27 protein-coding genes are annotated in these 25,872 nt (G+C 34.5%); 17 read left to right on the top strand and 10 right to left on the bottom strand.

Translation table 11 applies throughout. The features are described 5' to 3' along the window. The first annotated feature begins 403 nt into the window (after positions 1-403). The 3 genes from SB679_RS16165 to SB679_RS16155 all read left to right on the top strand — a co-directional run bounded on the left by SB679_RS16165 (position 404) and on the right by SB679_RS16155 (position 2,717). Positions 404-601 carry a bacteriocin-like protein gene (locus SB679_RS16165; RefSeq protein ID WP_410703316.1) on the top strand — a complete coding sequence of 66 codons (198 nt, stop codon included), beginning with the start codon at positions 404-406 and terminating at the stop codon, positions 599-601. A 120-nt stretch (positions 602-721) separates the two neighbouring features. Then, positions 722-1,810, top strand: a complete 1,089-nt coding sequence (locus SB679_RS16160) for a peroxiredoxin family protein (protein WP_410703315.1) — start codon at positions 722-724, stop codon at positions 1,808-1,810. A 97-nt stretch (positions 1,811-1,907) separates the two neighbouring features. Then, positions 1,908-2,717 carry a GLPGLI family protein gene (locus tag SB679_RS16155; RefSeq protein WP_410703314.1) on the top strand — a complete coding sequence of 270 codons (810 nt, stop codon included), beginning with the start codon at positions 1,908-1,910 and terminating at the stop codon, positions 2,715-2,717. A 160-nt stretch (positions 2,718-2,877) separates the two neighbouring features. On the opposite strand, the gene SB679_RS16150 is transcribed toward SB679_RS16155, so the two are convergent. The 3 genes from SB679_RS16150 to SB679_RS16140 all read right to left on the bottom strand — a co-directional run bounded on the left by SB679_RS16150 (position 2,878) and on the right by SB679_RS16140 (position 5,112). Next, positions 2,878-3,495 carry a hypothetical protein gene (locus SB679_RS16150; protein WP_410703313.1) on the bottom strand — a complete coding sequence of 206 codons (618 nt, stop codon included), beginning with the start codon at positions 3,493-3,495 and terminating at the stop codon, positions 2,878-2,880. Between the two features lie 26 nt (positions 3,496-3,521). After that, entirely contained in the window at positions 3,522-3,821 is a 300-nt protein-coding gene (locus SB679_RS16145) for a rhodanese-like domain-containing protein (protein WP_410703311.1), read from the bottom strand. Positions 3,822-3,900: 79 nt separating this feature from the next. Then, on the bottom strand, positions 3,901-5,112 hold the full coding sequence (locus SB679_RS16140; protein ID WP_410703310.1) for a tRNA modification GTPase: 1,212 nt from the start codon (positions 5,110-5,112) through the stop codon (positions 3,901-3,903). A gap of 102 nt (positions 5,113-5,214) precedes the next feature. Here SB679_RS16140 and queG point away from each other — a divergent pair, with 102 nt between their 5' ends. From queG to SB679_RS16125, 3 genes are all read left to right on the top strand, one after another. Then, positions 5,215-6,159: a tRNA epoxyqueuosine(34) reductase QueG gene (queG, locus tag SB679_RS16135; RefSeq protein ID WP_410703309.1), complete on the top strand. Its 945-nt coding sequence runs from the start codon at positions 5,215-5,217 to the stop codon at positions 6,157-6,159. Positions 6,160-6,517: 358 nt separating this feature from the next. Continuing rightward, positions 6,518-7,195 carry a TIGR02117 family protein gene (locus SB679_RS16130; RefSeq protein ID WP_410703308.1) on the top strand — a complete coding sequence of 226 codons (678 nt, stop codon included), beginning with the start codon at positions 6,518-6,520 and terminating at the stop codon, positions 7,193-7,195. A gap of 6 nt (positions 7,196-7,201) precedes the next feature. Next, on the top strand, positions 7,202-7,852 hold the full coding sequence (locus SB679_RS16125; protein ID WP_410703307.1) for a murein L,D-transpeptidase catalytic domain-containing protein: 651 nt from the start codon (positions 7,202-7,204) through the stop codon (positions 7,850-7,852). Between the two features lie 154 nt (positions 7,853-8,006). Here the strand turns inward: SB679_RS16125 and SB679_RS16120 are convergent, their stop codons facing one another. From SB679_RS16120 to SB679_RS16095, 6 genes are all read right to left on the bottom strand, one after another. Next, positions 8,007-8,204, bottom strand: coding sequence for a cold-shock protein (locus tag SB679_RS16120; protein WP_034710760.1), 198 nt, complete (start codon positions 8,202-8,204; stop codon positions 8,007-8,009). A 24-nt stretch (positions 8,205-8,228) separates the two neighbouring features. Further along, entirely contained in the window at positions 8,229-8,657 is a 429-nt protein-coding gene (locus SB679_RS16115; RefSeq protein ID WP_034710761.1) for a cold shock domain-containing protein, read from the bottom strand. A gap of 90 nt (positions 8,658-8,747) precedes the next feature. Further along, the gene (locus SB679_RS16110; protein ID WP_410703306.1) at positions 8,748-9,452 is read right to left on the bottom strand and encodes a DEAD/DEAH box helicase; all 705 of its coding nucleotides are present in this window, start codon (positions 9,450-9,452) and stop codon (positions 8,748-8,750) included. A gap of 536 nt (positions 9,453-9,988) precedes the next feature. Beyond that, the gene (locus SB679_RS16105; RefSeq protein ID WP_410703304.1) at positions 9,989-11,500 is read right to left on the bottom strand and encodes an acyl-CoA dehydrogenase family protein; all 1,512 of its coding nucleotides are present in this window, start codon (positions 11,498-11,500) and stop codon (positions 9,989-9,991) included. A gap of 583 nt (positions 11,501-12,083) precedes the next feature. Beyond that, positions 12,084-12,905 (bottom strand): anti-sigma factor domain-containing protein, encoded by an 822-nt coding sequence (locus tag SB679_RS16100; protein ID WP_410703303.1) that lies wholly within the window; start codon positions 12,903-12,905, stop codon positions 12,084-12,086. A gap of 1 nt (position 12,906) precedes the next feature. Further along, positions 12,907-13,383: an RNA polymerase sigma factor gene (locus tag SB679_RS16095; protein ID WP_410703302.1), complete on the bottom strand. Its 477-nt coding sequence runs from the start codon at positions 13,381-13,383 to the stop codon at positions 12,907-12,909. A 183-nt stretch (positions 13,384-13,566) separates the two neighbouring features. Between SB679_RS16095 and msrB the strand changes: the two genes are divergently transcribed. The 9 genes from msrB (at position 13,567) to SB679_RS16050 (ending at position 20,485) form a co-directional block, all read left to right on the top strand. Continuing rightward, complete coding sequence (msrB, locus tag SB679_RS16090; protein WP_410703301.1) at positions 13,567-14,088, top strand: peptide-methionine (R)-S-oxide reductase MsrB; 522 nt, start codon at positions 13,567-13,569, stop codon at positions 14,086-14,088. Between the two features lie 117 nt (positions 14,089-14,205). Continuing rightward, positions 14,206-14,775: a fasciclin domain-containing protein gene (locus SB679_RS16085; protein ID WP_034710767.1), complete on the top strand. Its 570-nt coding sequence runs from the start codon at positions 14,206-14,208 to the stop codon at positions 14,773-14,775. 137 nt (positions 14,776-14,912) lie between these two features. Beyond that, a complete protein-coding gene (locus tag SB679_RS16080; protein ID WP_410703300.1) occupies positions 14,913-15,620 on the top strand; it encodes a ferritin-like domain-containing protein in 708 nt (235 codons plus the stop codon). Positions 15,621-15,649: 29 nt separating this feature from the next. Next, a complete protein-coding gene (locus SB679_RS16075; RefSeq protein WP_410703299.1) occupies positions 15,650-16,462 on the top strand; it encodes a ferritin-like domain-containing protein in 813 nt (270 codons plus the stop codon). A gap of 424 nt (positions 16,463-16,886) precedes the next feature. Continuing rightward, positions 16,887-17,642, top strand: coding sequence for an SDR family oxidoreductase (locus tag SB679_RS16070; protein WP_410703298.1), 756 nt, complete (start codon positions 16,887-16,889; stop codon positions 17,640-17,642). A gap of 86 nt (positions 17,643-17,728) precedes the next feature. Continuing rightward, positions 17,729-18,088: a hypothetical protein gene (locus tag SB679_RS16065; protein WP_410703297.1), complete on the top strand. Its 360-nt coding sequence runs from the start codon at positions 17,729-17,731 to the stop codon at positions 18,086-18,088. A 52-nt stretch (positions 18,089-18,140) separates the two neighbouring features. Then, positions 18,141-18,461 (top strand): hypothetical protein, encoded by a 321-nt coding sequence (locus SB679_RS16060; RefSeq protein ID WP_410703295.1) that lies wholly within the window; start codon positions 18,141-18,143, stop codon positions 18,459-18,461. A gap of 106 nt (positions 18,462-18,567) precedes the next feature. Further along, positions 18,568-19,143, top strand: a complete 576-nt coding sequence (locus SB679_RS16055; protein ID WP_410703294.1) for a TetR/AcrR family transcriptional regulator — start codon at positions 18,568-18,570, stop codon at positions 19,141-19,143. A 139-nt stretch (positions 19,144-19,282) separates the two neighbouring features. After that, a complete protein-coding gene (locus SB679_RS16050) occupies positions 19,283-20,485 on the top strand; it encodes an MFS transporter (RefSeq protein WP_410703293.1) in 1,203 nt (400 codons plus the stop codon). A 130-nt stretch (positions 20,486-20,615) separates the two neighbouring features. Here the strand turns inward: SB679_RS16050 and SB679_RS16045 are convergent, their stop codons facing one another. Beyond that, positions 20,616-20,780 carry a bacteriocin-like protein gene (locus SB679_RS16045; protein ID WP_410703292.1) on the bottom strand — a complete coding sequence of 55 codons (165 nt, stop codon included), beginning with the start codon at positions 20,778-20,780 and terminating at the stop codon, positions 20,616-20,618. Positions 20,781-21,476: 696 nt separating this feature from the next. Here SB679_RS16045 and SB679_RS16040 point away from each other — a divergent pair. After that, positions 21,477-23,687 carry a fibrinogen-like YCDxxxxGGGW domain-containing protein gene (locus SB679_RS16040; protein WP_410703291.1) on the top strand — a complete coding sequence of 737 codons (2,211 nt, stop codon included), beginning with the start codon at positions 21,477-21,479 and terminating at the stop codon, positions 23,685-23,687. Between the two features lie 503 nt (positions 23,688-24,190). Further along, positions 24,191-25,690 (top strand): tetratricopeptide repeat protein, encoded by a 1,500-nt coding sequence (locus SB679_RS16035; RefSeq protein WP_410703290.1) that lies wholly within the window; start codon positions 24,191-24,193, stop codon positions 25,688-25,690. The last annotated feature ends 182 nt before the right edge of the window (positions 25,691-25,872 follow it).

Here is a 25,872-nt window from a genome sequence, read left to right as displayed (position 1 = left end):
GTTATTCATCTTTTTTACTGCTTTTTCTTGTGTACACTTTTATGTTAAAACGTGTACATGTAATGGTGGACTTTTTACAATGTACAGTAATGTACAGATTCAAGGTAAATGGATAAAGTAAAAATAAGTTCTATAATGTTTTTACAACCGATTAAATATTGAGGTTCATTTATTTTTTGGTTAAAATCAAGTTTATTAAAATTTTACTTTCGGAATATTTTTAAGCAATCCAAAAAAGACTGTTAAAATCATTAATGGTCTTTTTATTCAAATTACCAAAGGTTTGAATCATACATATTTACAGTTAAAATTACAATAAATACGCAATACATATCATCGTGAAGTGATATATCAATTTTTAGTTTTGAAATGTCAACAGTGGCACAAAACAAAAAATTATCAAATGAAGAATTTAAAAAAACTTTCGAGAAATGAACTTAAAAACTTGAGTGGTGGTCAAATCATTAATGGAGGTCCAAGAGCAGGTTTAGGTGGGGGATCTGGAGATACTTTCAGATGTTGTAATACACAAACAGGATCTTGTGGGCCATGTGGTGGTCCAGGAGCATGTGATGTTGGTTACGAGCTGAGATCTTGCTAGAAGATTCCCAAACAAAATCTTTGAGAAAGGCTGTGATACAATAGCCTTTCTCTCATTATAATTTAGATACAATTCCAGATGAAACGTCATATTTTTTTATTAACATATTTTGTCTTTTCTATGAAACTTTTTTCTCAGGGAAAAGAAACTATCATCATTGGAGAAGATCTTCAAAATAAATATCAAAAGACATTACGGCTGGTGGGTTTATGCAGTGAAAAATATTATCAAAATTTTCGCGGGGATTCTTCATCAATAAAAAACAATCAATATGTTTTTAATATCACAGGATTTATAGATGATATTCCCAGACCTTTTTACTTTTTGCTGGAAACTGAAAAACATAAAGTTTATAAGACATCTGAGATCTTTTATATTTCGCAGGGAACCAGCAAAATCAATTTTAATTCTGAAGATGGTAAAATAACATTTAGTGAAAAGAACAGCTTGTATAAAGACATAAATAGATTTAAGGCGGACATGGAATCCTATTCTTCCCAAAAGAAACATTTATATCAAATTGAGGGCGACATTTATAAAAATAAGAATTTTAAGGTTGAACAGAAAACAAAAGATAGTTTACAAAAGCTGTATACAGAATTAGACAACTATGAAGAAAATTTATTATTAAATCTTTCAAAAAAAACACCTCGATCTTATGTATTATTTTGGAAATTAGTCCAAAAATTTGAGGCTAAAGGGTTCAAGCAAACCTATTTTCAGGCTTTCAATAATTTAGATTCTTCAGTAAGAACATCTTCTGTTGGACTTATTTTTAGTGAAGAACTTAAAAAAGGAAGCAAAATAGTAGAAGGTAATCTATTTCCAGAGCTTATTTTAAAAGGTAAAAAAGTACAATCTTCTTTAGGAAAGTCGTACACTATTATTGATTTTTGGTTTTCTCATTGTGGACCTTGTATTGAACAGATGCCAAAGTACAGAGAAATATACTCGAAGTATAAGGATAAAGGTTTTGAAATAATAAATATCTCTACAGACCGTACAAAAGATATAGGAAACTGGAAGAAAATTATTAAAGAAAAAGAATTAAGCTGGGTACATTATTTAGATGAAAACGGAGAAAAATCCAAGTATTATAATATTAATACATTTCCTACTAATTTTCTGTTAGACTCTTCAGGTAAAATTATAAAGAAAGATATTTCATTGGAGGATCTGGATACCTTTTTAAGCAATGCTTTAAGATAGAATATGGATTTCCGCATCTGTACTCAACAATTAATGGGTATTTTTAATTTTAGATATATAATTTCTGTATCCTTATTTTATCATCATTATAATGAATATGAAAAAGTTTGTTTTAATCAGTTTGCTTAATTTCTTATCTGTTTTGTCAGCACAAAATGTAACATTTATATATGAACTAAAGTATAAGCCTAATTCAAACAAGGTGGAGTTTGTTACTGAACAGTTTTATCTTGATGTCCTTGGTCAACAATCTGTTTTTCGGTCAGAACATGACAGGCGTTCAGATTCTTTAGTGCAAAAAAATGGATTCGGACTTGGTACTAAGCCTTTATTTGCAAACCAATTTTATATAAACAAGAATCTCATTAATGCTACAATAAGTAAGAGCATTACTGCTCCAGTTATGGGAGATAAATATTATATAAAAATTGATAGTTCACTTAAATGGCAAATCCAACCAGATAAGCAAAAAATAGCAGAAATGGATTGCCAAAAGGCAACTGTAAATTATGGCGGTAGAAAATGGATAGCGTGGTTTTCAGAGAGTATTCCTTTGCATGAAGGACCTTATATATTCAATGGTTTGCCAGGCCAGATCGTGAAAATATCAGATGAAAATTCAGAATATGATTTCACTTTGATAAAAATTAAAAAATCAGATAAGAACAATATGTTTGCCCTTAGAGCTGGAAAGGAAATTACTTGGGAAGAATTTCAGAAAATGCAGTTAGACTATTACAATGATCCACATGCCGAAATTAAAGCCCGGAATATAAAATATCAGGTCGGAGATGAAAATGGAAATCTTATTTCTATGGATCTTAGAACCCTTTCAAAAGGCATCCAAAAACAGCTGAAAGAAAATAATAATGTTATAGAATTAGATAAGGCTGTACAATATCCATGAAATAAAAAAGAATAATTGGGAGGTAAATTTTGAATATAGTGTGATGTGTATATGCTAAGTTAATGAAGTGGCCATCATGTGTTTGTGTTGGAAATGTATGTTTAATTGTGGAGATGCAGTTTTGCTGCATCTCTTTTTATGTACTTTCCCTAAAGTTGGATTACAGATTGTCCAGTTCAAATTTGATGTTTTCCCGCGCAGAAATCTCATATTGATCTTTAAAATATTCAGTTTTAAAGATATGTTTAAGATTCAGGAAATGTTGAAGAACCTTCTTTCTTCCAGGCCGGTAAAGAAAATCCGGGTAAATGGAATATTCTTTCCGTATGTTTTTGATATAAGCGAGATACGTCTCTGCATCTTTTCCCAGGATGGAAAGGTCAGCATCCAAAAGATAATTGGTATCATGGTCATCCGATAGCAGATGAGCTTTTGTAGCGGTAATCTGAGAGGTAACAGATGCTATGATTGCTGTGTCGGCATTCAGTTTTTGAAGCCTTATTGCAGCAAACTCAGCACTCTTTTCTTCATTACGTTTGGAAGAAGCATCATAGATTACATCATGATAGAAAATAGAGAAGGAGAGCGCAGGAAAGTTGGCAATCCGGTCCTTAACATGCTCCAGCTCAAGAAACATATTTTCAAGATGATGAATATTGTGATAATACCTGCCTTTTTCAGAATATTTCTTTTCAATTTCCTGCCATAGGCCTTTGATAATCTGCTGTTCCTCACTAAAAGAACTACACAGCTGTATAAAGTTTTCTTTAAGATCCATATTAGGAGTACATAAAAAAAGGAACTTTAAAAAGTTCCTTGATTTGATTCTATTGTTGCTTTCAGGTCTGCCCAGCCACCGCCGTTGTAACCGTCTTTCAGCCCTTGAGAAGTAAGATACTCTAAAGCCTTTCCGCTTCTGTTTCCGCTTCTGCAGAAAATAACTACCGGCTTTTCAATAGATAAAATTTCTTCCTGTCTATCTTCTACTTCACCCAGTGGGATATTTTTAGCACCTTCTATATTGCCGTCCATTTCCAATTCCATGGGTTCACGAACGTCTATTAATTCATAATTTCCTGATTGTAATACTTCTGATAAAGACATAGCTGTTTGATTTTAAACATTAAAATGATAACGAAAATACGCAATTTTTTTCTGAAAAAACGGTTTTAGCCGCTTTATTTTAGAATAGGGTATATCCGAGAATTAAAGATATTGTCCTGTAGTCAGAAGCAAAATTAAAATAATTTCTTAAGAGGTTTCTGGACATTCCCATTCTGAATTCTACACTGTATTTATCTTGGTATTTATAGCCGGCACCAAACGCAAAATTGTTACCCGATGATATTTTAAATTCAGTCTGATCATAGGTAATAGCAGAATTAAACTCAAAATCTATAACATAAGCCGCATTGATAAATATTTTTGATTGCTCATTAATAAAGAAATAGTGCCTAACCCCAAACGGGATTTCCAAGGATTTATAATCCACACTTCTTTTGGTGATTTTTCCGCTGGAAGAACCATCCACAATGGAAAATTCAGTGTTGTTTTTATAATACTGATACGTAGGTTCCACAAAAAGAGCCCATTTGTTTTTATTGAAAGGTAAAATAAATTCAAGTTCGGCGCCAATCCTGAAGGCAGCTTTTGAACCAAATCTTGTTTTATCATTTACACTGTAATAATGATAATTGTTTTCCACCGTAGAAAAATTAACCCCCGGTCTTAGGCTCAGATTAAATAAATCTTTCTTTACTTTAGACTGCCCGTAGCTCAATGAATGTCCGGTAGAACATTCGTTATAGGTGATGAATATTTTTGTAAGATCTGCTGGTTCGTAGTCCGTTTTTTTGATCATTTTAAGGTCTACACCACATGTTAAACTTTCTGACAGCTGTTTTTTATAATCTTCATTATAACCAATCTGACTTTCGTTGATGGCGTAAGGCTTATAAATCAACTGTTTTACACTCCCATCATCAGTGCTGTAAAAGAACCTTCTGGTATCTCCGCTTTCATAATAAAATAGGCTGGATTTGCCTTCTACCAGATATTTAAGGAACAACGTTTCCTCTTTAAATTCCGGTGCCTTATTTTCAGACAATCTGTTCAAATGATCAGAAGAACGGTCAATCATAATGGTTTTCCGAACATACCTTTCAAGACTATCAATTCCAAACTCCTGAATGTTTTTAATGTTTTCTTTTTTTACATCAGAAGAACCATCAAGTTTGTATTCAAATTCAGTGGGATTATTTTTCCAGTCCAGGTTTTTAATTGAGGCTTCAGTTCTTTCACCGGCATTATTAATAAAATATCCTTTTTCAAATGTGATTTGTGCGTACTGCATGCCTGCAGCTAAAAGTCCAATAAACAGACTGATTTTTTTCATGGTTATTATTTTCAAATTTTGCTTTAGAATAAGTATGTCTGTTAAAACAGGCGGTAAAGCGCGCAAATTTATAAAATAATCTTAGTTTTGCAAGGTGAAATCATGAATTCAAATGCCGAAAAATATGCCCGCCTTATCAAATCCAAAGCAGACCGTTTTGGATTTCAAAGCTGTGGCATTTCAAAAGCTGATTTTTTGGAAGAAGATGCCCGCCACCTTGAGAAATGGCTTCAGAATAATTTTCATGGCGAAATGAAATACATGGAAAACCATTTTGATAAAAGACTTGATCCAAGACTGTTGGTAGAAGGTTCAAAATCAGTGATTTCACTTTCCTATAATTATTTTCCCAAAGAGAAAATCTCAGCATTAGAAAATTACAAAATCTCAAAATACGCTTATGCAGAGGATTACCATGAAGTGGTTAAAGAAATTCTGCGTGACATGGTTATGGAACTCCAGGAAGAGATTGGAGAGTTCGGTTTCAGGGTTTTCGTAGATTCTGCTCCCGTATTGGAAAGAAGCTGGGCCAGAAAATCAGGAATCGGATGGGTGGGAAAAAACGCCAATCTCATTACAAAACAAAACGGCTCTTTCTATTTTCTGGCAGAAATAATATGCGATTTGGAACTCGCTGCAGACCATGAAACAACCGATCATTGCGGAACCTGCAGAAAATGCATTGATGCTTGTCCTACTGACGCTATTGTTTCTGAGAAAATTGTAGACGGTAGCAAATGTATTTCCTATGCAACCATAGAGCTGAAAGGTGAAATTCCTGATTCTTTTAAAGATAAAATGGAAGATTGGATGTTCGGATGTGATATCTGCCAGGATGTTTGCCCATGGAACCGTTTTTCTGCTCCTAATCTTCAAAGCAGATTTAGACCTAATGAATCTCTGAAAAACTTTAAAAAAGGCGAGTGGAAAGAGCTTACTCAGGAATTATTCTCTGAAATTTTCAGAAAATCTCCCGTGAAAAGGACGAAATTTGCTGGTTTGAAGCGTAATATTGAATTTTTAAACTCTTCTTCTGATCTTTTGTAGATTTGGTTTGAGGTGACAAGTCCCTGTTTGGAATTTTTATGTTCCAAAACTAAAGCGGATAAACTTCCATTCCTTAATTTTTGAATATAAGGAGGTAAAGATGTATTGAGGTAAGAATTCGTGAAAATCTTTTCCTGAAAACAAAAAATGACTTTCATGGGGAAATATTCCCGCAGAAAATCAACGCCTTTTTTGTACTCTTTTTGGAGCTGTTTTCACTCTTACTTTAAATCTTTTTTGGGATTTGATGTTTTTACGCATATTTGTGTGATATTTCGTAACTAAATGTAGTCATTTTTCCGATTAAAACAAATACTTTTACGGAAAATTATACATTAAATTTTATTAAAACATGACTGTGAAAATGATCGCAATGTACCTCTTGAAAATACTCGGAGTATTGGTAGGTTTGATTCTTCTTTATGTAGTACTGGGCTATTTACTGCCCTTTATTGAAGTTTCAGCTAAAGATGACGGACAGAAAAAAGAAATTCCAATCTATATTTACACGAACGGAGTACACACTGATATCGTAATGCCTGTAAAAAATGATCTGCAGGATTGGGGAGCGAAAATTCCTTTTTCCAATATAAAATCTAAAAGGACAGACTATCAGTACGTAGGAATAGGGTGGGGTGATAAAGGCTTCTACCTGGACACCCCCACGTGGGCGGATCTCAAATTTTCAACTGCTTTTAAAGCGGCTTTTTGGCTCAGCGATTCGGCAATGCACTGTACGTATTATGGAAAAATGACGGAAGACAGTGACTGTAAAATGATCATGATAAGCCAGGATCAATATAAAAGTTTAGTGAGTTTTGTTGAAGCTAAATTTGATACAGATCAAAATGGGAAATTTATGTTCATACCTACCAATGCTGTTTATAGTGATAATGATGCTTTCTATGATGCAAAAGGAACATACAGCTTTTTTTACACCTGTAATACCTGGGCAAATAATGCACTAAAAGCTGCAGGTCAAAAAGCCGCCCTTTGGACCCCTTCTGATTTTGGAATTTTCCAACATTATAAATAGAATTCGGTGAAAATTTTGCACTTTATTTTTATGATTTTCCTTTTCTGTTCATGCCAGCAAGAAACAAGGAAAGAAAAGGCGGTCTCAATTGAAAATCACAAACCTCTTGTTGAGAAAAAACCGGAGGCTAACCATGCTAAAACAAGGCAAAAGGCTGAAGAAGCACTAAAGTTTTGTCAGTCGAATAAATTAAATACTGATTTCTGTATTTTAATTGATATGAGCCTTCATTCAGGAGTAAAGAGATTTTTTGTCTGGAACTTTAAGAACGATACTCTTTCCAGGCAATATCTGGTCGGGCATGGATGCGGTTCGCAACCCTGGAGTATGGATGGCTCTAAAGACGCTCCGGAATTCAGCAATGAAGATGGAAGTCATCTTTCCTCCCTGGGAAAATACAAGCTGGAAGGACGCGGGTATAGTGAGTGGGGGATCAATGTGAAATATCTTATGCATGGCCTGGAGAAAACGAACAGTAATGCTTTAAAAAGGTTTATTGTGTTTCACTCCTGGGATCTGATGAGTGATGAAGAAATCTTTCCAAAAGGTTCGCCGGAAGGCTGGGGCTGTCCCACTATATCGAATAATGCTATGAAGGAAATCGATCCTGTTATCCAAAAATCGACGAAACCTATCCTGATGTGGATTTACCGCTAAATCAGAAATAAGTCCTTTAAAGTCATATAAAACCGTTTCCAAAGAGCGGTTTTTTTTGGGAATTTATGACAGGACAAGAATATATTGCCTATCAAGTTTCATATAACAGAAAAAAGCCCCGCAAGGGGCTTTAATTCTATTGTAATATATGTAATTACGCTAGTTTTACGTTGACAGCGTTTAGTCCTTTGTCGCTTTTTTGTACTTCAAAAACTACTTTGTCATTCTCACGGATTGTTCTGATGCTCAATCCTGAAGAATGTACAAAAATGTCTTTTCCTCCGTCTGCTGGAGAAATAAATCCGAAGCCTTTTGCTTCGTTAAAAAATTTTACTGTGCCTTCTTGTTGCATTGTATTGGTATTAAAAAATTGTTTTTACTTAACGAGTTCGATATTAACGGCAGAAAATCCTTTTACAGATTTCTCTTTTTCAAAAGATACTTTATTCCCTTTTTTTACAGGCTCTTTACAGTTGTTATTGTGGAAAAACACATTTTCTTTGGTTTTATTTTCTGTAATAAAGCCATAGCCTTTTTCACTGTAAAATGTAATGATACCTGATTTACGGATCTCTTCTTCAAGAATTGGAGCTGCTCCCAGCTGAATTTCATCAAGATTTACTTCCATTCTCTCTTCAGGAGGGGTAGAGGTCAATCTTCCGAATTCGTCTACATAAGTCAACATGTCTTCCAGTCCCTTTCCTTTATTGTTATTGCTTTTACGATCTTCACGTCGGATCGCTTTTTCTTTTTGCTTTTGAATTTTTTTCTTGAAATTTTCTTTTTTAGAAGAAGAATCTGCCATAAATTATTGTAGTATTTAGTTTCTTGTATTAAATATTTGTTATTGTGTTCTGTAGGTATTATGCCTATCAGTTTATTTCTCTTACTATATTTATCTTGCGATAAAATGGGTTTTTACTCCTCCCAAATGGAGATAGTCTGTATTCGGACGTTCATGATCTACCATATACGTCAGTTTATCCACATCAACCGGATTATTGAGGATGTTTCCTGCAAATTTTTTCGTTTCATCAGACATTGTTGAAGAAAAGAAAAGCGTCTGCCTTCTTTGAGGAATCATCTTGATAATCTTTTTCACATCATTGCCAAACCCCATTTCCAGTAAGGTATCGCCCTCATCTATAATCAAAATTTCAATTTTAGAGAGATTGATGTGTCGTTGGTCAACCAGGTCCAGCAATCTGCCGGGAGTGGCTATCAGAACATCTACTGTTTTTCTTAATGCGGCTAGCTGGCTGCCTTTAGAAACTCCTTCATAAACCGTGAATAGGGACAAGGGAAGGTATTTGCTGTATAGCTTTAAATCTTCCTCTATCTGCATTGCCAGTTCCTGAGTGGGAGCTAATATTAATGTTCGTATTTCTTTATGCTCAGGAGCATTCTTTTTTAATAATTGAAGCACAGGCATCGCAAAAGCTGCTGTTTTTCCTGCACCGGTTTGCGCACATCCAATAATATCTTTACCCATTAGGATATGTGGAATTGCACTACTTTGTATTTCTGTGGGCTTTGAATATCCAGCTTCAGTGACAGCGCGGATGATGGGATTTATTAAGTTTAAATTTTTGAAGCTCATTGTGGTATTTTGCTGGGGTTTGGTGTTTTCTGTCAAATTTTTAATAATTTGAAGTTGTGTAATTAAGGATCGTGACACTCGTCATTTCCTTACGCAGCTTTAACAATAAGCTTTCGACGTGAAAAAGATTTTCTTGCCGTTTCTCTGTAGTCCCTGTATTCAGTTTGCCAACGCATGTATTCATTAATTATAAAATTAAAGGTTAAAAAGGGTGGCAGCTGAAAAAGCGAAAACTGAAAGAAAAAAATGGGTATTCTAAACTGTAACAGATAGCAAAGGCAGTGGCCTGTTTAATAATTATTATGCAAATATACAACAAATAACTGAATAAATACTATTTTAAATGATTGATTATCAAAAATATATTATCTCCGCTTAAATCCTGTAGAGCGTTGTCAGATTGATCTTTGCGAAAATATCAGTACAATAATATCCGAAATCAGTCATCTACTCTCATGTACTTTCACACAAAACAACACTCACTTCTATCGGAAATAGTACCAATTTTTTTAGTATGATTTTATTATATTTATAATTTATAAAAATGCCATCCAGTCACTTTTCCCATTACCTTCTTCGATAGGAGTAAGGGCTTTATGATGATGCATGGAAGCAAGAAGACTTACGATCTCCTGTCTTACCATTTCAATCGTCATGTCGGTAAGCTCCTGTTCAAATCCTAAATTATTAAGCTCAATAAGATCATTTACAATCACTATTCTTGCAATAATTTTTCCGAGATCAATCATCTTTCTTTGTGAAAATGCCTGATCAATACTGAAATCCAGTTCCTGGCTGTATACTTTTACAGCTTCTTTAGATAAATCATTAAGAGCAAGATAGCTTCCGAAATGAGGCGTCTTTTTCTTTTTCATGTCCTTTAAGATCCCCTCAGAAATTTGAGTGTACAACATTTCGTTGGAACCTTCAAAAATCTGAAATGGACGGCTATCCATGATTCCTCGGCCACCGATGTGAGAAATCCGGTATCCTTTTCCTCCTGAAAGCTGAACCAAAGTTTGGGCAGCCTCCTGCATCATGTCCGTTACCAATGCCTTCATACTGTTCGCATGCACTCCGCTGGTAGAAACATCATGATCAATACTGCTTATGATAGAGCTTTTAGCACACATGGCAGAACAAAGGGTAAAGAATGATTGTAGTCTTGCGATCTGATACTGTACCTGATCCAACGCAAAAAGATTGGAATTGCCCACCATTCTTTCCTTACAATGCTTTGTTGCTTCGTCCAGCATCCTTTTCAGGAATCCCATTCCCATTCCCGGAAACTGGAATCTGCTTCGGTGAAGAATATCCAGCATCATTTTCAAACCCGTTGATTCCGGGATAAGTTTATTGTGTTGCGGAACTTTAATATCTATTTTATTCAATCCGTAAGGGATCATATACAGTCCTGCATTATCATAATATTCCAGTACCTCAACATTCTGTTCTTTAACATGTGTATCGGCAATGAAGAAATCTACATCTCTTGATAAGCTTCCCTCGGAATTTATATTTCTTGACGTAATAAGCCAGTAATCGGCCATTCCTGTCAGTCCTTGCCAGTGTTTGGTGCCTTGTACCGAGTAATAGTCTCCTTTCAGCTCATTTTGAGTTTTCATGTTAAGGGCATCACTTCCGTAGTCAGGTTCTGTGATCATAAGACCGCCCATTGCTCCGTTCGCCAAGAAGTTTTTAAAGATATTTCCTTTAACGTCCTGATGGCCGTATTTTGCAACCGGTTCAAGGAAAAGAGCAATATTAATCCCGAATGTTAAGGATAGAGGAAGAGATTCGTAAGATGCGGCAGATAAAATACCCAGACATTCTTTCACTTTCATATCTCTGCCTCCAAATTCTTTTGGGATCGCTACTGAAAGTGGTTTAAGGTTCATTATTTCTTTCCAGACATGAGGAGGAAGTCCTCTGGAAAGGCTTAACGTATTGATGTCTTCTTTTTCAAAAAGACGGTGGATTGAGGTCTTAAATTGATTTAAAAAATCAGAATACTCCATTCCGGATTCATCAAAAGCAGATTCATTCATATGAAATTAAAAGATTAAATGCTGCATGCCATCTATACAACCAAAAATAAAGCGAAGCGAATGGCAACAGAACTTAAAAAAAATAAAATCAGCACTCCACATTCATGTAAATTCATAACAAATATAGAACTTAAAAATTGATCTGAGCTATTTTTATTAAGAATACTTTATCTTTTTGATGGTTTGATACAGGTCGGTATTTTCGATTTTATTTCAATAAAAAATTCAAAATATGCGAAGATTTTTAATGAAATTAATAAAATGGTAAGATGTAATATACAGAAAATCATTCTGATATTCTACTGAAAATCCTCCCGAAAGGAGGATTAAAAATAAATTATAATAAGGATAAAATTTAAAATATAGAAAGGATGTGGTGTGTTTCTTATTAGTACATTATTTCTGGGCTAAAGGTAGAGTAATAAACCCTAATTTATACCATAGATACAGAATAATTTAAATAAATCCGGATATTTCTATGATTTGAGAGATAAATTTCAGGCTAATAACCAGAACAGGCTATAAAAAATAAGAAAACACTATAAAATTCCTCTAAAATTCAGTCGTAATAAGCCTTTTAATATTAAATGGCTCCCATCACATACATGTTTTCCATAGTCGGAACTTCACTTCCGCCTTTTTTCTCAAGAGTGATGGCGAATGCCTGTGCGTTGGGGATATTGGATAGAGCAATTTTGCTGTCCTTTTCTTCCGCATACATTCCTGCACTTACCGGTTTTCCGTCTGCAATTGCCCACAGCTGATATTGCATGCCTTCCGGAGCTTTAGGAAGACTTTCTGCATTCAGATAGACTTCTTTGGTCTTTTTATCCCAGAAAACCATGGCTTTAGAATCAGGATGTTTTTCCACGCCTTTCAGCATAACCATCTGCATATCCGGGTTGGACAGAATATTCCATTTCTGCTCCATTTTTTGAAGCGCCAGGTTTTGAAACTGTTTTTCCGTATTCAGTTTTGCAATCTCTTTTTTGTTCTGAGACTGGCTGTTCATCCAGAATAGATTTCCGGCAGCACTTACTAAAAATAGTACCGAAGCGGCCACTGCGTAAGTCTTCCAGCTGCTGTTGCTTTTAGCAGCAACAGGTTCATCTGATTCCTTTTGAAAGGTAGGATTCGGTTGAGAATCCGGAACCAAACGTATCGTTTCATCAGCGGTCTGCTCTTGCTGGATTTTATTCCATATGGTAGATTTCAGATCGCTCGGAGGTGCTACGGCCTGAGCTGTAGCAAGATCTTCCAATGTTTTTTGTGCCTCCTCAAAAGCTGCTTTTACTTCAGCATTGTTCTTCATCACACACTCCAAAATCCCTGCTTCCTCATGAGAAGCAAGACCTAGAATATAAGATTCTATAATTCCGGATGATATGTATTCCTTAGTGTTCAATTTATTGATAATCTTTTAACAAATCCTTTAGTTTTAGTAATGCATTACGCATTTTCGTTTTCACTGTACCCAGCGGTATCTTCAGTTTTTCGGATATTTCATTTTGTGTATATCCCTGATAATAGGCCAGGTCGATAAGTTCCTGCTTGTCAACTTCCAGACTTTCCAATACATTGCTGAATCCAATGAAATCAGATGACTTATTGGTCGTAGAAAGTTCTGTAGTGTTATATACGAAATCAGGGAGCGGTTGGTTTTTAAGCTGGTTTTGAAAGCCTTTGGATTTTAAATAATCTATTGCTGTATTTCTGGCAATATTAATCATCCAGGTATAAAATCTGCCTTTGCTGGAGTCATATTGATGGATTGAATTCCAGATTTTAACAAAGACATCCTGGATTACTTCTTCAGTATATTCTTTTGATTGTACAATTCGGAAGATCACACCATACAGCGCGCCGGAATAATGGTCATACAAATGATGAAAACCAGTCTCGCTTTTTTCTTGTAGTAAAACGATAAGTTCCTCTTCCGAATAGTTTGTTTTAATAATGAATATTTTTCACTTCAAATGTAATAAAATAAAACATATAACAAACAACATCTCAATAATCTTTTATATCGTATGTAATTTCAGATAATAACTTAAAATTTTACAATTATGAATAGTGTAATCAAAAAAGCAGGACTGGTATGTTTCCTCCTCCTTGCAGGCAGTAAATGCTTTGCACAGTCAGGTAATTTTAAAGCTAAAAATCCATACTATTCACGTACCATAACGACTCCTCTGAAAGTAAGCAATGCAGTATGGAAAAAAATACTTACCCCGGAGCTGTATCAGGTAGCGAGGGAAGGGGCTACAGAGACCGCTTTTACCGGAAAATATTATGAACTGGACGAAAAAGGTATGTATTACTGTGCTGTATGCGGAAATCCTCTGTTTCTTTCTACCTCTAAATTTGCAATGACCTGCGGCTGGCCTTCGTTTTATCAGCCGGTGAGCAAAACCAGTGTGAAATACAGAAAAGATACGTCCTATCATATGGTGCGAAGTGAAGTGTTGTGCGGAAGATGTGATTCTCATCTCGGACATGTCTTCGATGATGGTCCAAAACCAACAGGCAAAAGATTCTGTATGAACTCTGTTTGTCTGGATTTTATTCCTGTTTCTAAAATTAAATAATTGATTTTCAATATTTTAAAATAAAATATCAATATTTTAAATCTAAAATGAAACCGAGGTCGTAAATGCTAGTAAGAACAAAAAATTAAACAGTCTTTAACTTAAAAAATCAATACAATGAATACAAGATCAAAAATCGCAGTCTTAAGCATGGTAGCTTTATCATTCGCTTTCAGTGGAAATGTAACTGCACAGATGATGAAAGAAAAAACAGTAATGGTAGGTGGAGCACCGATGTATCCTTCCAAAAATATTATTGAAAATGCAGTGAATTCGAAAGATCACAAAACTCTTGTTGCCGCAGTAAAAGCAGCAGGTTTGGTAGAAACGCTTCAGGGAGCGGGACCTTTTACAGTACTGGCACCTACAGATGAAGCATTTGCTAAACTTCCCAAAGGAACAGTAGAAAATCTGGTAAAACCTGAAAATAAAGCAACGCTTACTAAGATATTAACGTATCATGTTCTTGCCGGAAAATACAGTGCAAAAGATATCTGGGCAGCTGTGAAAGCTGGAAACGGAAAAAGCATGATGAAAACTGTAGAAGGAGAAGATGTTACCTTCTGGACCAAAGGAAAAGATCTTTATATCAAAGATGCTAAAGGAAATAATGCAAAAGTTACGATTGCTGATGTGAATCAGTCAAACGGAGTTATTCATGTTATAGACACGGTTTTGATGCCGTAATGGTTTATTAGTTTTAAGCAGCATAAGAAATTATGCTGTTTTTACTCTTTATCAGTCAGCCTAATAAAAAAACACATTTATAGATAAATATAACTGATATTCTTTCAATTCAATAACCAACACTAAAAATTAATATTATGAAAAAAACAATCAGTGTTTCTAACCAGGGAGCTACTCTGGATACAAGCAGAAGAAATTTCTTGAAGTTAGGCGGTATCGGTCTTGCGATGGCAGGTCTTACCCTTATAGGTTGTGATGACGATGACGATTTCCAGGTTATCAATAATAAAGTTTTTGATCTGGGCACTGGCGATGTAGGCGTACTTAATTATGCATATGCGCTTGAACAGCTTGAGGCAGATTTTTATACCAAAGTAGTTAATAATTTTTATTCCGGAATTTCAAGTATAGAGCAGGAGCTCTTTACAGATCTTTACCATCATGAATTGATCCACCGTGATTTTTTCAAGGCCGCGATCAGTGGAGTAACTTCTAATGTGCTCCCAAAACTTGAATTTCAATATCCGGGTGTAAACTTTAGCAGCAGAAGTTCTGTTCTTGCCACTGCAAAAGCACTGGAAGATACAGGAGTTGCCGCTTATAATGGAGCCGGAAAATACATTTCCAATCCGGATTATCTTGTGATTGCCGGGAAAATTGTTTCCGTAGAAGCAAGACATGCTTCCGCAATCAGAAATATCATTAATCCAGGGTCAGCAGATTTTTCAGGAGATGATGTGATAGATGCCAATGGATTGGATGTAGCAAAAGAGCCGAAAGACATTGTAATGGTGGCCGGAGGATTCATTAAGACTCCTTTTACATGGAAAGAAAGAGGAATTTAATTAATTATTCATTTTAAAAATCTACAATTATGAACCTACTAAAAATACTAGATAAACTTTCTAATGATAAATTTTTCACCACGGAAGCTTCAAGATTAGAAACCATTACCAATATGTCAACCATGGGTAAACAAGCTGCTGTAGCGGCTGCTCCCCTTGGACTGGGTATGTTAATGGCCACACCTGCAAAAGCAGAAACCTTAAATACTGTTCCAGGAACTACTTACAAAACTGCTTTGACCGATGCACTGCAACTCGCATTGGTGTTGGAATATTTGGAAAGTGAATATTATACGATCGGGCTTTCCACTGCAGGATTAATTCCTAGTGTAGACCGTACTGTTTTTATGCAGATTGCCAAACACGAATCTGCGCACGTTAATTTCCTGAAAAGCACATTGACCTCTTTAGGAACGACACCGGGCACTAAACCAACATTTGATTTTACGGTTAATGGGAGTTTTACCCCTTTTACCAATTATAATCAATTTCTTATTCTTGCTCAGGCCTTTGAAGATACCGGAGTAAGAGCGTATAAAGGACAGGCTGGAAATGTGATGTCTAACAAAGCGGTACTTCAGGCAGCACTTCAGATCCACTCCGTAGAAGCAAGACATGCTTCCCAAGTAAGACGTATGAGAGCCAATAAAGGCTGGATAGAGCTGGCAGACGGAGGCAATATGCCTGCGGCTACCAATGCTGTTTATGCCGGAGAAGATAATACCACTCAGGCGGGATACAATACAGCGACTGCTTTTGGAGCAGCAGCTGGTTCCGCAGCCTATGACGAAGTTTTATCGGGCAGCGATGCTCAGACAATTGCATCCTTATTCATTGTATAAGGTGATTTTCTTAATTTAGGTGTTGATCCTTTTCTGAGCTTTCGGGAAAGGATTTTTTTTAAAATAAAAAATCCCCGGGAAACCGGGGATGTAGAAAATAATATATTATAAAATGAATTGGTGTGCTATAATATGCAGTAGTCTTAACAAATGGTGTGCCTAAAATGTATACATACCACAATTTAGTGACAAAAATTTCCTTTATAACACAGGGGTTTTGCATGATTTTGAGTCTTATTTGTCTGAAATATAGTCACCTATATATGCATTGCATAATTTTATATTTTTTTTAAAAAATTCCAGTCCATTAAAAAGGAAACATCAATTTGAAATTCAAAATGAATCATAAATTCCGAAAACTTCACCATATTAAATCAATTCTAATTGTTCATCTTTGTTATAATAACATTTTAAAAAAAGAACAATGTCAACACAAGATGTAAAAGGAAAAGTAGTATTAATTGCCGGAGGTGGCAAAAATTTAGGAGGACTATTAAGCAGGAATTTTGCTTCAAAAGGAGCAAAACTTGCCATACATTATAACAGTGAGAGCTCCAGAGTTGCAAGTGAAAAAACGCTGGCAGAAGTTCAGGCATTGGGAGCTGAAGCATTTTTGTTTCAGGGAGACCTAACTCAAGTAGAAAATATTACTAAATTTTTCGATGAGACAGTTGCCAGATTTGGAGGAATCGATATTGCAGTAAATACGGTAGGGATGGTATTGAAGAAGCCATTTGCTGAAACAACGGAAGAAGAATATGATACCATGTTTGGCGTGAATTCAAAATCTGCCTATTTCTTTTTGCAGGAAGCAGGGAAAAAACTTAATGATAATGGGAAAATCTGTACCATTGTAACCTCATTGCTGGCGGCTTATACCGGATTATATTCTACCTATGCCGGTGCAAAAGCTCCGGTTGAACATTTTACGAGAGCTGCTTCCAAAGAATTTGGCTCAAGAGGGATCTCAGTGACCGCTGTAGCACCTGGCCCTATGGATACTCCTTTCTTTTATGGACAGGAATCTGAAGAGGCGGTGGCGTATCATAAATCAGCAGCAGCGTTGGGAGGTCTTACTAATATTAAAGACATTGCTCCTTTAGTTGAATTTCTGGTAACCGAAGGATGGTGGATCACAGGTCAAACCATATTCGCGAACGGAGGATATACCACAAGATAATTTTATACCAACACCTTATAAATGGATAATTTGATTTTTTCAGAATCAAATTATCCATTTTTCTATTTCAATTTAAAAATAACACAATGATACTCAAAGTAATAAATTCAATTTTGATTCTTGTAGCCATAACTATGGGATTGAAGCAGGGATATGCAATGATTTCAGCCAAACCTGAAATGATGGAAATGTTTGAAAAATGGGGATTCAGCAAAATGGGGTTGGCTATCAATGGTGGAATTACCATCATTGCTGCCTTATTAATTTTTTTTCCTAAAACTTTTGTCTGGGGAAAATTTTTAATGGCCGCAGGAATTCTGCTGATTATGTGTTTCCATTTATTAGATAAAGGCCTGAAAGGTTTTTCTATCGAGATACCCTTTCTGTTAATCAATCTGGTGATTATTTATTTACAGTATCCATTTAAAGATGGGTTTTCTTTATGAAAAATGTGTATAGAAAATAGGTGTTACTGAGAATAATTTATAAAATAAAAAAATGGATCTACATAAAATAACAAATGAAAAAGTAAAAAATGCAATAGAAGCATTACAGTCAGGAGATGAAAGCTGGTATTCTTTCTTCACAGAAGAACCCATAATGACAGATGATGGAAGTAAAGTAAACTTCAGATCTTTCTTTTTGAAAGCACTTGGGGATGAAAAATTCTTAAGCATTGATAAGATCGAAAATGAAGGGAAAGATATTTATGGAACCTTCAACGCAGGAAGATGGGGGACATTTAAGACGTATTTTAAGTTTCAGGAGAATGAAGAAGGGAAATTTGACAGACTTGATATTGGGCAGGCAAACTATTAATACAATATCTAAATCCCTTTTAAGTTATTAGTCAGGAGAATGAAAAGGAGAAAAAAATGTTTTTAATTTGGAACAATCGTTCAATAATTATATATTTGCACCAGATATGGCACGATTAAAAGAATTTGACCCGAAAGATAAACTTGAAAAGGCAAGAGACCTTTTCTGGAAAAAGGGGTATTATGCCACATCCATGCAGGATTTAGTCAATGACATGAAAATAAATCGCGGAAGCATGTATGATACATTTGGCGATAAGCACAAATTGTTCATAAGCAGCTTAAAAAACTATGTTGCAGAAACGCATGATGAATATAAAAAAGCAGTATCCGGCGAAACTTCCCCAATAAAATCAATTGAGAAAATTATCCAAAAGGCTATTAAAAGATCATTTGAAGAAGGTAAAGTCTGTATGGTAGTGAAAACTTCTTTTGAACTGGCTCCGTTTGATACAGGTGTTAAAGAACTATTGCAGCAGTCGACTAATGCATTGATGCGTATTTTTGAAGAATTGTTAGAAAAAGCACAGCAAGCAGGGGAGTTTAGTCCTGAAAGAGATGTAAAAGAAGCTGCAGCATTTATTGTTGCCACTTTTGCCGGATTTTGGCAGATGCAGTCATTATATGATAACAGAAAAATGATTGACCAGCTGGCTGAAAATTTAATGGATTATCTGCATTAAATTTTTTTTGCCTAATATTTGAACGATCGTTCTATAATATAAGGATTTTATAGCTGTAAATATTTTCTATTACAGCAAGGCAGAAAGCAAGCTATATTTTTTTACACTTAATTGGAATGATCATTCTAAAATTATATATATGAACACAATAACAACGAAAGAAAAACAAGTTAAAAAAGGGATCCCATTTGCGATATGGGCCATTGCCTTCTGTGCATTTGGTATTGGTACAACGGAGTTTGTTCTGGTTGGATTATTACCAACCATTGCCAACAGTTTGGGAATATCTATTTCATCTACAGGCACTCTCATCACTCTGTATGCTTTAGGAGTAGCCATTGGTGGTCCTGTATTCACGGTATTGACAGGTAAAATAGAGCATAAAAGATTGCTATTACTCACTATAATAGTTTTCATCGCTGGAAATGCTACTGCCTTCTTTGCAAAAGATATTCTGATGCTTCAACTCAGCAGGATTATTACCGGGTCAGCCCATGGTGTATTTTTTGGGTATGCTGTTACGATAGCTAGTAATATGGTGACGCAGGACCGAAAGGCAACTGCTATTTCATTAGTATTTGCAGGACTTATGATTTCAACGGTTATTGGAGTGCCACTGGGAACTTATATTGGTTCACATTTCGGTTGGAAAATAACATTCCTGACGATTGCCGTCTGGGGAATGATAGGGCTTTTTATCTTAAGTTTTTCACTTCCCAATCAGACAAGGGCTACTGAAACATTAAAGCTGAAAGATTTGCCTAAAGTATTCAGAAACACATCCGTGCTGGTTGTGTTATTGGCAAACATTTTTGCTTATACAGGTACATTTATATTGTTTACCTATCTATCACCTATACTGGAAAAGATTACCGGGTTTTCACTGGATACGATTAATATCATCTTGCTCATTTTCGGGATTGGTGTAGCATTAGGAAATATGACTGGTGGACGTATTTCTAACCGAAATCCCTCAAAGACATTAGTGTACCTTTTTACTTTTCATGCTGTAATGCTGTTTATGATCACTTTTGTACTTATGAGCAAATCTCTCATGATTATTGCTCTGTTGATATTCGGGTTTTTCGCTTACAGTAACGTTCCTGCTCTGCAATTGTTAGTCGTTCAGCTATCTGAAAAAAAGTTTCCGGGAAGTGGAAGTATTGCTTCTGCTCTAAATGTTTCCGCATTTAATATTGGGGCAGCTTCAGGTTCTTTTATTGGTGGACTTGTGATGGACAGCCCATTAACGCTTCATGCTACCCCATGGATAGGCGGATTATTCGTAATAGTGGCTTTATTGCTGGCGGTCATAAACTTACGCAGCAATCATAAGTCATAAGTAAATCGTTAATTTTTAAAGATGAAAGCAAGATTAAAGATGAAAATTACGACCTACCTCTAACATTCTAAATAATTAAAAAAGTCTCATTATTAAATGAGACTTTCAATAGTATTATTTCAAACTATAATCATATGCAAATTTGTCCTTTAGGAATGCAGACCCCGTTGCAGTCATATTGAGTGTGATAGTTGCAAGGGCATACAAGAGTCCCATTTGCCAGATAATAGCATGATTGAATTCCTCCGCTGATTGATTTTAAATCATGCTTAGAGAGTTTTTTTAAATTTTTCATAGAAATTATTGTTTTTTTGATTGGTTTAACTAAGATAATGAATAAAATAAAACAATGAAAAAATAAATTCCGATTATATACCATTCTTCATTTTTAAAAGAAAAATAGAAAATAAGAAAAGAATTATAAAAGGAATTGAATAGCACAAAATAACAATAAAGCTTTTCTTATTAAATTTTAAAAGTGTTTTCCAATATTCAATCAATTACCTGTAATGGCTAACTTACTCGGACAGGTTTATAATACTGTGCTTTAAGAAAGTTTAGTTTTGACACTAAACAAATTTCCGCTTCCAAAAAAGCATCAATAAGTTATTTCAAATGTGGAAAATATAAAACTATAAGAAAAGACAGGTATATAATCTTGAAAATATGTATCACTAAAATAGTGAAACGCAACTGTTAAATGCTTTAAAAACAGAGTTTTTAACAGTTTGTGATTGTATTGAAATATTTTGTCATTTTTTGTGATAAAATACGAGGTTGTACTTTCTGTTGTTGGTAGCTCAATATAATAATTTTGCCTTCGAAAAGGAAATATTATTGTAATTGGAGAAAAATCAGCAATTATTTACATTAAGATTTACAGAATAGCCCTTCTTTCTAAAGTAATGGTTTATATATAGAATTGCTCAGTCTTTTTCAACAATTTAATTTATCAATTTATTTTTCTCTTATAAATTTAAATTAATATTTTATGAAAAAAAACTTATTTTTCATTGGGTTTGTACTTTTTACAAACTCTTTATTCTCTCAGATTGGTATCAACACGGAGTCTCCAAAAGCGACTTTGGATGTCGTGTCTAGACCATCGGCTACAATTCCTGCGGGGCTTATAGCACCGCGAATAACAGGCAACGATCTTAAGGCGGCGGATCTTAATTATGGGATTGATCAAAATGGCACTATTGTATATGTAACGGAAGCGGTGAATGTATCTTCCAGTAAAACAAACAATGTGATCAAAGCTGGTTATTATTCCTATAATGCTGATGAAGAAAAATGGGAGCCGCTCGGGAGTTCTTCCGAGCCTTGGTTTTCAAAAACAACCAATAATGGAGCAGCCTCTAATACAGAAAATATTTATCAGCAGGGACAAATTGGAATTGGAAGTTCTTCTATAGACAACAATGCTCAATTAGATGTCGTTTCTTCTTCTAAAGGTGTTTTATTTCCAAGATTAACAACGGATCAAAGAGATGCAATTCCTGCTTCTTTAGCAAACGGGCTTTTTATTTATAATGTTTCTACTAACTGTTTTAACTATTACGATGGAAGGGTGACACGATGGCTGAGTCTTTGTGGTGATCTTGGACCTGCTACTTTCACCATATTTAATTGCGATGCACCGTCAGGACCTAATTCTGCTTATACTTTTAGACAAGGAACAAGCTTGAACGGAAATTCACAGGCAACCTACAATGTGGTGTTAAATGTAAGTGAACCGGGTAATTATACAATTAAGCTTTCTACTACCAACGGATATTCCTTTTACAAGACAGGGGTATTTAATTCGACAGGTCAATATACGGTAGCACTGGAAGGTTCTGGGACTCCTATTAATCATAATGAAGGGGCTATACCTGATGATGCTGTAAGTTTGGAACTGAATGGAATTCCAGTAACGCCTAGCTGTACTTTGCCGCCTATTAATGTGTTGTCATCGGGAGCAACTATTACTGGTATTAATTGTACAAGTGGTATTACTTATGGCTCGGGAACTTACACAACCGGACAAAACTCATTCCCTACAAGTACTAATTATATTGATGTTGCGGTGACTATTTCAGGAAGCGGGAATATAACTTTAGAAACAGATACTCAGAACGGCCTTAAATTTTCATCGGGCTCTATTGCAGTTACCAGTGCAACAACATCCATACGTATGTTTGCACAAGGTAGCATTGGAAGTACTCCTGGGGTTGTCAATTTTACACTTCAGAATGTTACACCTAATTGTAGTGGTAATATTTCCAGAACAATCATCTCGTCAAAAGGATCATTTGCAGATCCTGCTAACAGATGTACAGAAATATTAAGTATAAATCCTTCTGCTCCGGACGGCTATTACTGGGTAAGAGATGCATCAAGCAACAAGTATAAAACGTATTGTGATATGAGCAATGGCGGCTGGACTTTAGTGAAATCTTTATCTGAAAAGCAGGTTTTGGTAGTAGAAAGAACTCAGAATGAGTCTATAGGCTCTCAAGGGGCAAGAAATGTAGTCACTACACAAACCGGAATTTTCAACGAATATGCATTCTCTGTACCTTCTGCAGTCGTAAATAATATTGGTAATTCTACAGGTACTACTAAAAACTTCAGATTTACCATTAAAGAAAAAGGGCATCAGAATACAGGTACACTTACTCCTTCAATTGTGGAAAGTACTACAACTGCCCCAATTAATGATAGCTGGACATTGAACAATTACTGGAATGTTACTATTAATGATGGAAATCCTGCAACAGGTAATTATAATAATAACAACAATACATCTGACGGTAAATTGTTTGGCTTCCCTTGGGGGAAACCGGTGGCCAGTTCCAATGTATATAAGTTTAACAGTATAGACTTCCGAAATAATCCTCCGGGAATCTATAGCCAGGCAGGTTTCTTTACCGGGTTTTATGGAGGACGTGGTTATGTATCAACTAATGATGTCGCTAATAACCTTACTTATACTTCAAGTAATGGTAGTTCAGCAACATTTAATAAATATGATATTAACGACTTATTCGGAATCTATATGAACTCTGAAAACCAGATAAACCACCACATTGGTACTTGTGCAAACAGTACTGATGATTATGGAGGCGCAAGCTCTTGTAATACTGGATGGGCCAACTGGAGACCTCATGGTTTCAATAATGGAGAAGGTAGAATTGTACAATATTGGGTAAAATAAAAGACACGTAGTAATTACTGGTGGTCATTGATAAAAGATGGCCGCCTTTAATGAAGTTTTACAAAATATACTTTACAACATACTGCTTATATATTACTGAATATTTTAAAACTATAGAATAAATTTCTAATAATTTGAATGAGATTCTAAAAACACAATAATACAATCACTAATGATGAATTTTGCTTTGAATGATATTCATGTAGATTCACTAATATAATAGAAAGTTGCATAAAGCGGGATAGAAATATCCTGCTTTCTTTAATTTTTGGAATAGATACGGAGCTGATATTATTTAAATTACGTGTGTTATTCTCTTTGTAATGATGATGCAGAATGCTTAAGCTAATTTTAAATTCTGATATGGTGTTTTTAGAATATTGTAATAGTAAATATTAATTAATGAATATTTACTATATAAAATAGAATAAATTTTTTATTTTTATATTTTTTCCGCTACTATGCAGTCAAATAGTTAATTAACTTTGTTTTAATAATTTTTTATGATGAATAAATTTATTTTCTTTTTTATCTCTGTTCTTTTTTGCAATTTCATAAATGGGCAAGTCTCCACACCTAAATCTATTGATAGCTTATGGAGTTTGGTTAAGAATGAAGTTATGTACAATAAAGAAGGTAGTAAAGAAATGCTGAGGTTATACACTGAGATGTACTATCAATCTAAAAATATACATTATGAACGAGGTGAGCTAAGATCCATCATGAAAATGTCTGAAATCTATAGCAACGAGGGAAACTATAAAGAATGTGTCAATAAGATTGCGGAAGGTCTTATTTTAGCTGAAAAGTTGAAAAATTATGTAAATTGGTCGAACTTACTCATACTGCAAAGTGGTGTTTATACAGAATTAGGATATTTTGAAAAAGCAAAAAATAATTTCGCAAAATGTTTACTTATTGCCGATAAAATATCAACAAATGACGAAAAACATTTAATAAAAGCGAGTCTTTTTAGACATATAGCATACAATATAGACAAAGAAAATGTTATGCCGAACAAGTTTGATTCTGTACTGTTTTATTATCAAAAGGCTTATGCTGAGGCAAATAAATTGGGTGATAAATTTCCAGGGAAAAAAGAGTATATCTCAAGAAATGCAAAAAATATAGGTTCTCTATATCTCATTCAAAATAAAATTGCAGAAGCTGAAAAATATCTAAATGAATTTGAATCGTTGACAAAGAATAATAGAAGACATCCTAACTATATTTCTTTTTTCATATTAAAAGGGCAGATTGAAAATAAAAAGAAAGATTATAAAAAGGGAATTGAGTACTTTAATAAGTCAATACTGCTTTCTAAAGAATTTAAAATACTACCGACTAAATTAATAGAAAGTTATTCTGGGATAGCAGAGTCTTACGAAGGTATGCATGATTATGAAAATCAAGCTGCCTATCTTGCTAAGGTTAAAAAATTATCAGATAGTCTTGCGAAGAACAATACAAAAATAATAGAGAAGGTAGGCTCATCAATAAATAAGGAAAAAGTTATTAATTATAGTATTTTTTATATTTTAGGAATTGTCGTGCTCATTATGATTATATCATTTTTACTTCGTAAAAACCGTTATACAAAAGAAAAGAATATTTTAAATAACGAGAAGGATGATAAATTAATTCTTACAGATACCGAAATTGAAACTACAATTCTATCAGGCGAAAATAATAAAAATAAAGACATTGATTTTAAATATTTAAGTGATATTATTGAATTAGCACAACATAATGATCAATCGTTTCTCATTAAATTTCTAGATTTATTCCCAACATTTAATCAATCCCTATTAAATATAAGTACTCATCTTACTCCAACAGATTTAGAGTACTGCGCTTTAATAAAACTTAATTTTGATACTAAACAAATTGCTACATTAAAAAAAATATCAATAGGTTCTGTAGAAAGTAGAAAATATAGAATAAGAAAAAAACTTAATATCAATAATTCTGAAAATATTTATACTTGGATGACTAAAATTTAAATATATAAATATCCGAAAACATCCCATTACTACACCATTGGTCGTATTGACATATTTTGTCATAAAATGCAAGTTCCTATTTTATGCAGTTAATAGCTTTCTCTAGTATTTTTGCATCCGATTAGAAAATTATACTTGTTTTTTGGGAAATAAGCAATTATTAAATAAACTCCTTAGAATAA

This window comes from Chryseobacterium sp. SIMBA_029, from assembly GCF_046535275.1.
In the GTDB taxonomy this organism is placed as follows: domain Bacteria; phylum Bacteroidota; class Bacteroidia; order Flavobacteriales; family Weeksellaceae; genus Chryseobacterium.
Note: the sequence above shows the minus strand (reverse complement) of the source record. Positions and strands in the feature narration are given on the sequence as shown.

What these genes read in the sequence shown, in the direction of transcription:
- SB679_RS16165 (WP_410703316.1), top strand. Translation starts at nt 404, where the DNA reads ATGAAGAATTTAAAAAAACTTTCGAGAAATGAACTTAAAAACTTGAGT.
- SB679_RS16160 (WP_410703315.1), top strand. Translation starts at nt 722, where the DNA reads ATGAAACTTTTTTCTCAGGGAAAAGAAACTATCATCATTGGAGAAGAT.
- SB679_RS16155 (WP_410703314.1), top strand. Translation starts at nt 1,908, where the DNA reads ATGAAAAAGTTTGTTTTAATCAGTTTGCTTAATTTCTTATCTGTTTTG.
- SB679_RS16150 (WP_410703313.1), bottom strand. Translation starts at nt 3,495, where the DNA reads ATGGATCTTAAAGAAAACTTTATACAGCTGTGTAGTTCTTTTAGTGAG.
- SB679_RS16145 (WP_410703311.1), bottom strand. Translation starts at nt 3,821, where the DNA reads ATGTCTTTATCAGAAGTATTACAATCAGGAAATTATGAATTAATAGAC.
- SB679_RS16140 (WP_410703310.1), bottom strand. Translation starts at nt 5,112, where the DNA reads ATGAAAAAAATCAGTCTGTTTATTGGACTTTTAGCTGCAGGCATGCAG.
- queG (WP_410703309.1), top strand. Translation starts at nt 5,215, where the DNA reads ATGAATTCAAATGCCGAAAAATATGCCCGCCTTATCAAATCCAAAGCA.
- SB679_RS16120 (WP_034710760.1), bottom strand. Translation starts at nt 8,204, where the DNA reads ATGCAACAAGAAGGCACAGTAAAATTTTTTAACGAAGCAAAAGGCTTC.
- SB679_RS16115 (WP_034710761.1), bottom strand. Translation starts at nt 8,657, where the DNA reads ATGGCAGATTCTTCTTCTAAAAAAGAAAATTTCAAGAAAAAAATTCAA.
- SB679_RS16110 (WP_410703306.1), bottom strand. Translation starts at nt 9,452, where the DNA reads ATGAGCTTCAAAAATTTAAACTTAATAAATCCCATCATCCGCGCTGTC.
- SB679_RS16105 (WP_410703304.1), bottom strand. Translation starts at nt 11,500, where the DNA reads ATGAATGAATCTGCTTTTGATGAATCCGGAATGGAGTATTCTGATTTT.
- msrB (WP_410703301.1), top strand. Translation starts at nt 13,567, where the DNA reads ATGAATAGTGTAATCAAAAAAGCAGGACTGGTATGTTTCCTCCTCCTT.
- SB679_RS16085 (WP_034710767.1), top strand. Translation starts at nt 14,206, where the DNA reads ATGAATACAAGATCAAAAATCGCAGTCTTAAGCATGGTAGCTTTATCA.
- SB679_RS16080 (WP_410703300.1), top strand. Translation starts at nt 14,913, where the DNA reads ATGAAAAAAACAATCAGTGTTTCTAACCAGGGAGCTACTCTGGATACA.
- SB679_RS16075 (WP_410703299.1), top strand. Translation starts at nt 15,650, where the DNA reads ATGAACCTACTAAAAATACTAGATAAACTTTCTAATGATAAATTTTTC.
- SB679_RS16070 (WP_410703298.1), top strand. Translation starts at nt 16,887, where the DNA reads ATGTCAACACAAGATGTAAAAGGAAAAGTAGTATTAATTGCCGGAGGT.
- SB679_RS16065 (WP_410703297.1), top strand. Translation starts at nt 17,729, where the DNA reads ATGATACTCAAAGTAATAAATTCAATTTTGATTCTTGTAGCCATAACT.
- SB679_RS16060 (WP_410703295.1), top strand. Translation starts at nt 18,141, where the DNA reads ATGGATCTACATAAAATAACAAATGAAAAAGTAAAAAATGCAATAGAA.
- SB679_RS16055 (WP_410703294.1), top strand. Translation starts at nt 18,568, where the DNA reads ATGGCACGATTAAAAGAATTTGACCCGAAAGATAAACTTGAAAAGGCA.
- SB679_RS16050 (WP_410703293.1), top strand. Translation starts at nt 19,283, where the DNA reads ATGAACACAATAACAACGAAAGAAAAACAAGTTAAAAAAGGGATCCCA.
- SB679_RS16045 (WP_410703292.1), bottom strand. Translation starts at nt 20,780, where the DNA reads ATGAAAAATTTAAAAAAACTCTCTAAGCATGATTTAAAATCAATCAGC.
- SB679_RS16040 (WP_410703291.1), top strand. Translation starts at nt 21,477, where the DNA reads ATGAAAAAAAACTTATTTTTCATTGGGTTTGTACTTTTTACAAACTCT.
- SB679_RS16035 (WP_410703290.1), top strand. Translation starts at nt 24,191, where the DNA reads ATGATGAATAAATTTATTTTCTTTTTTATCTCTGTTCTTTTTTGCAAT.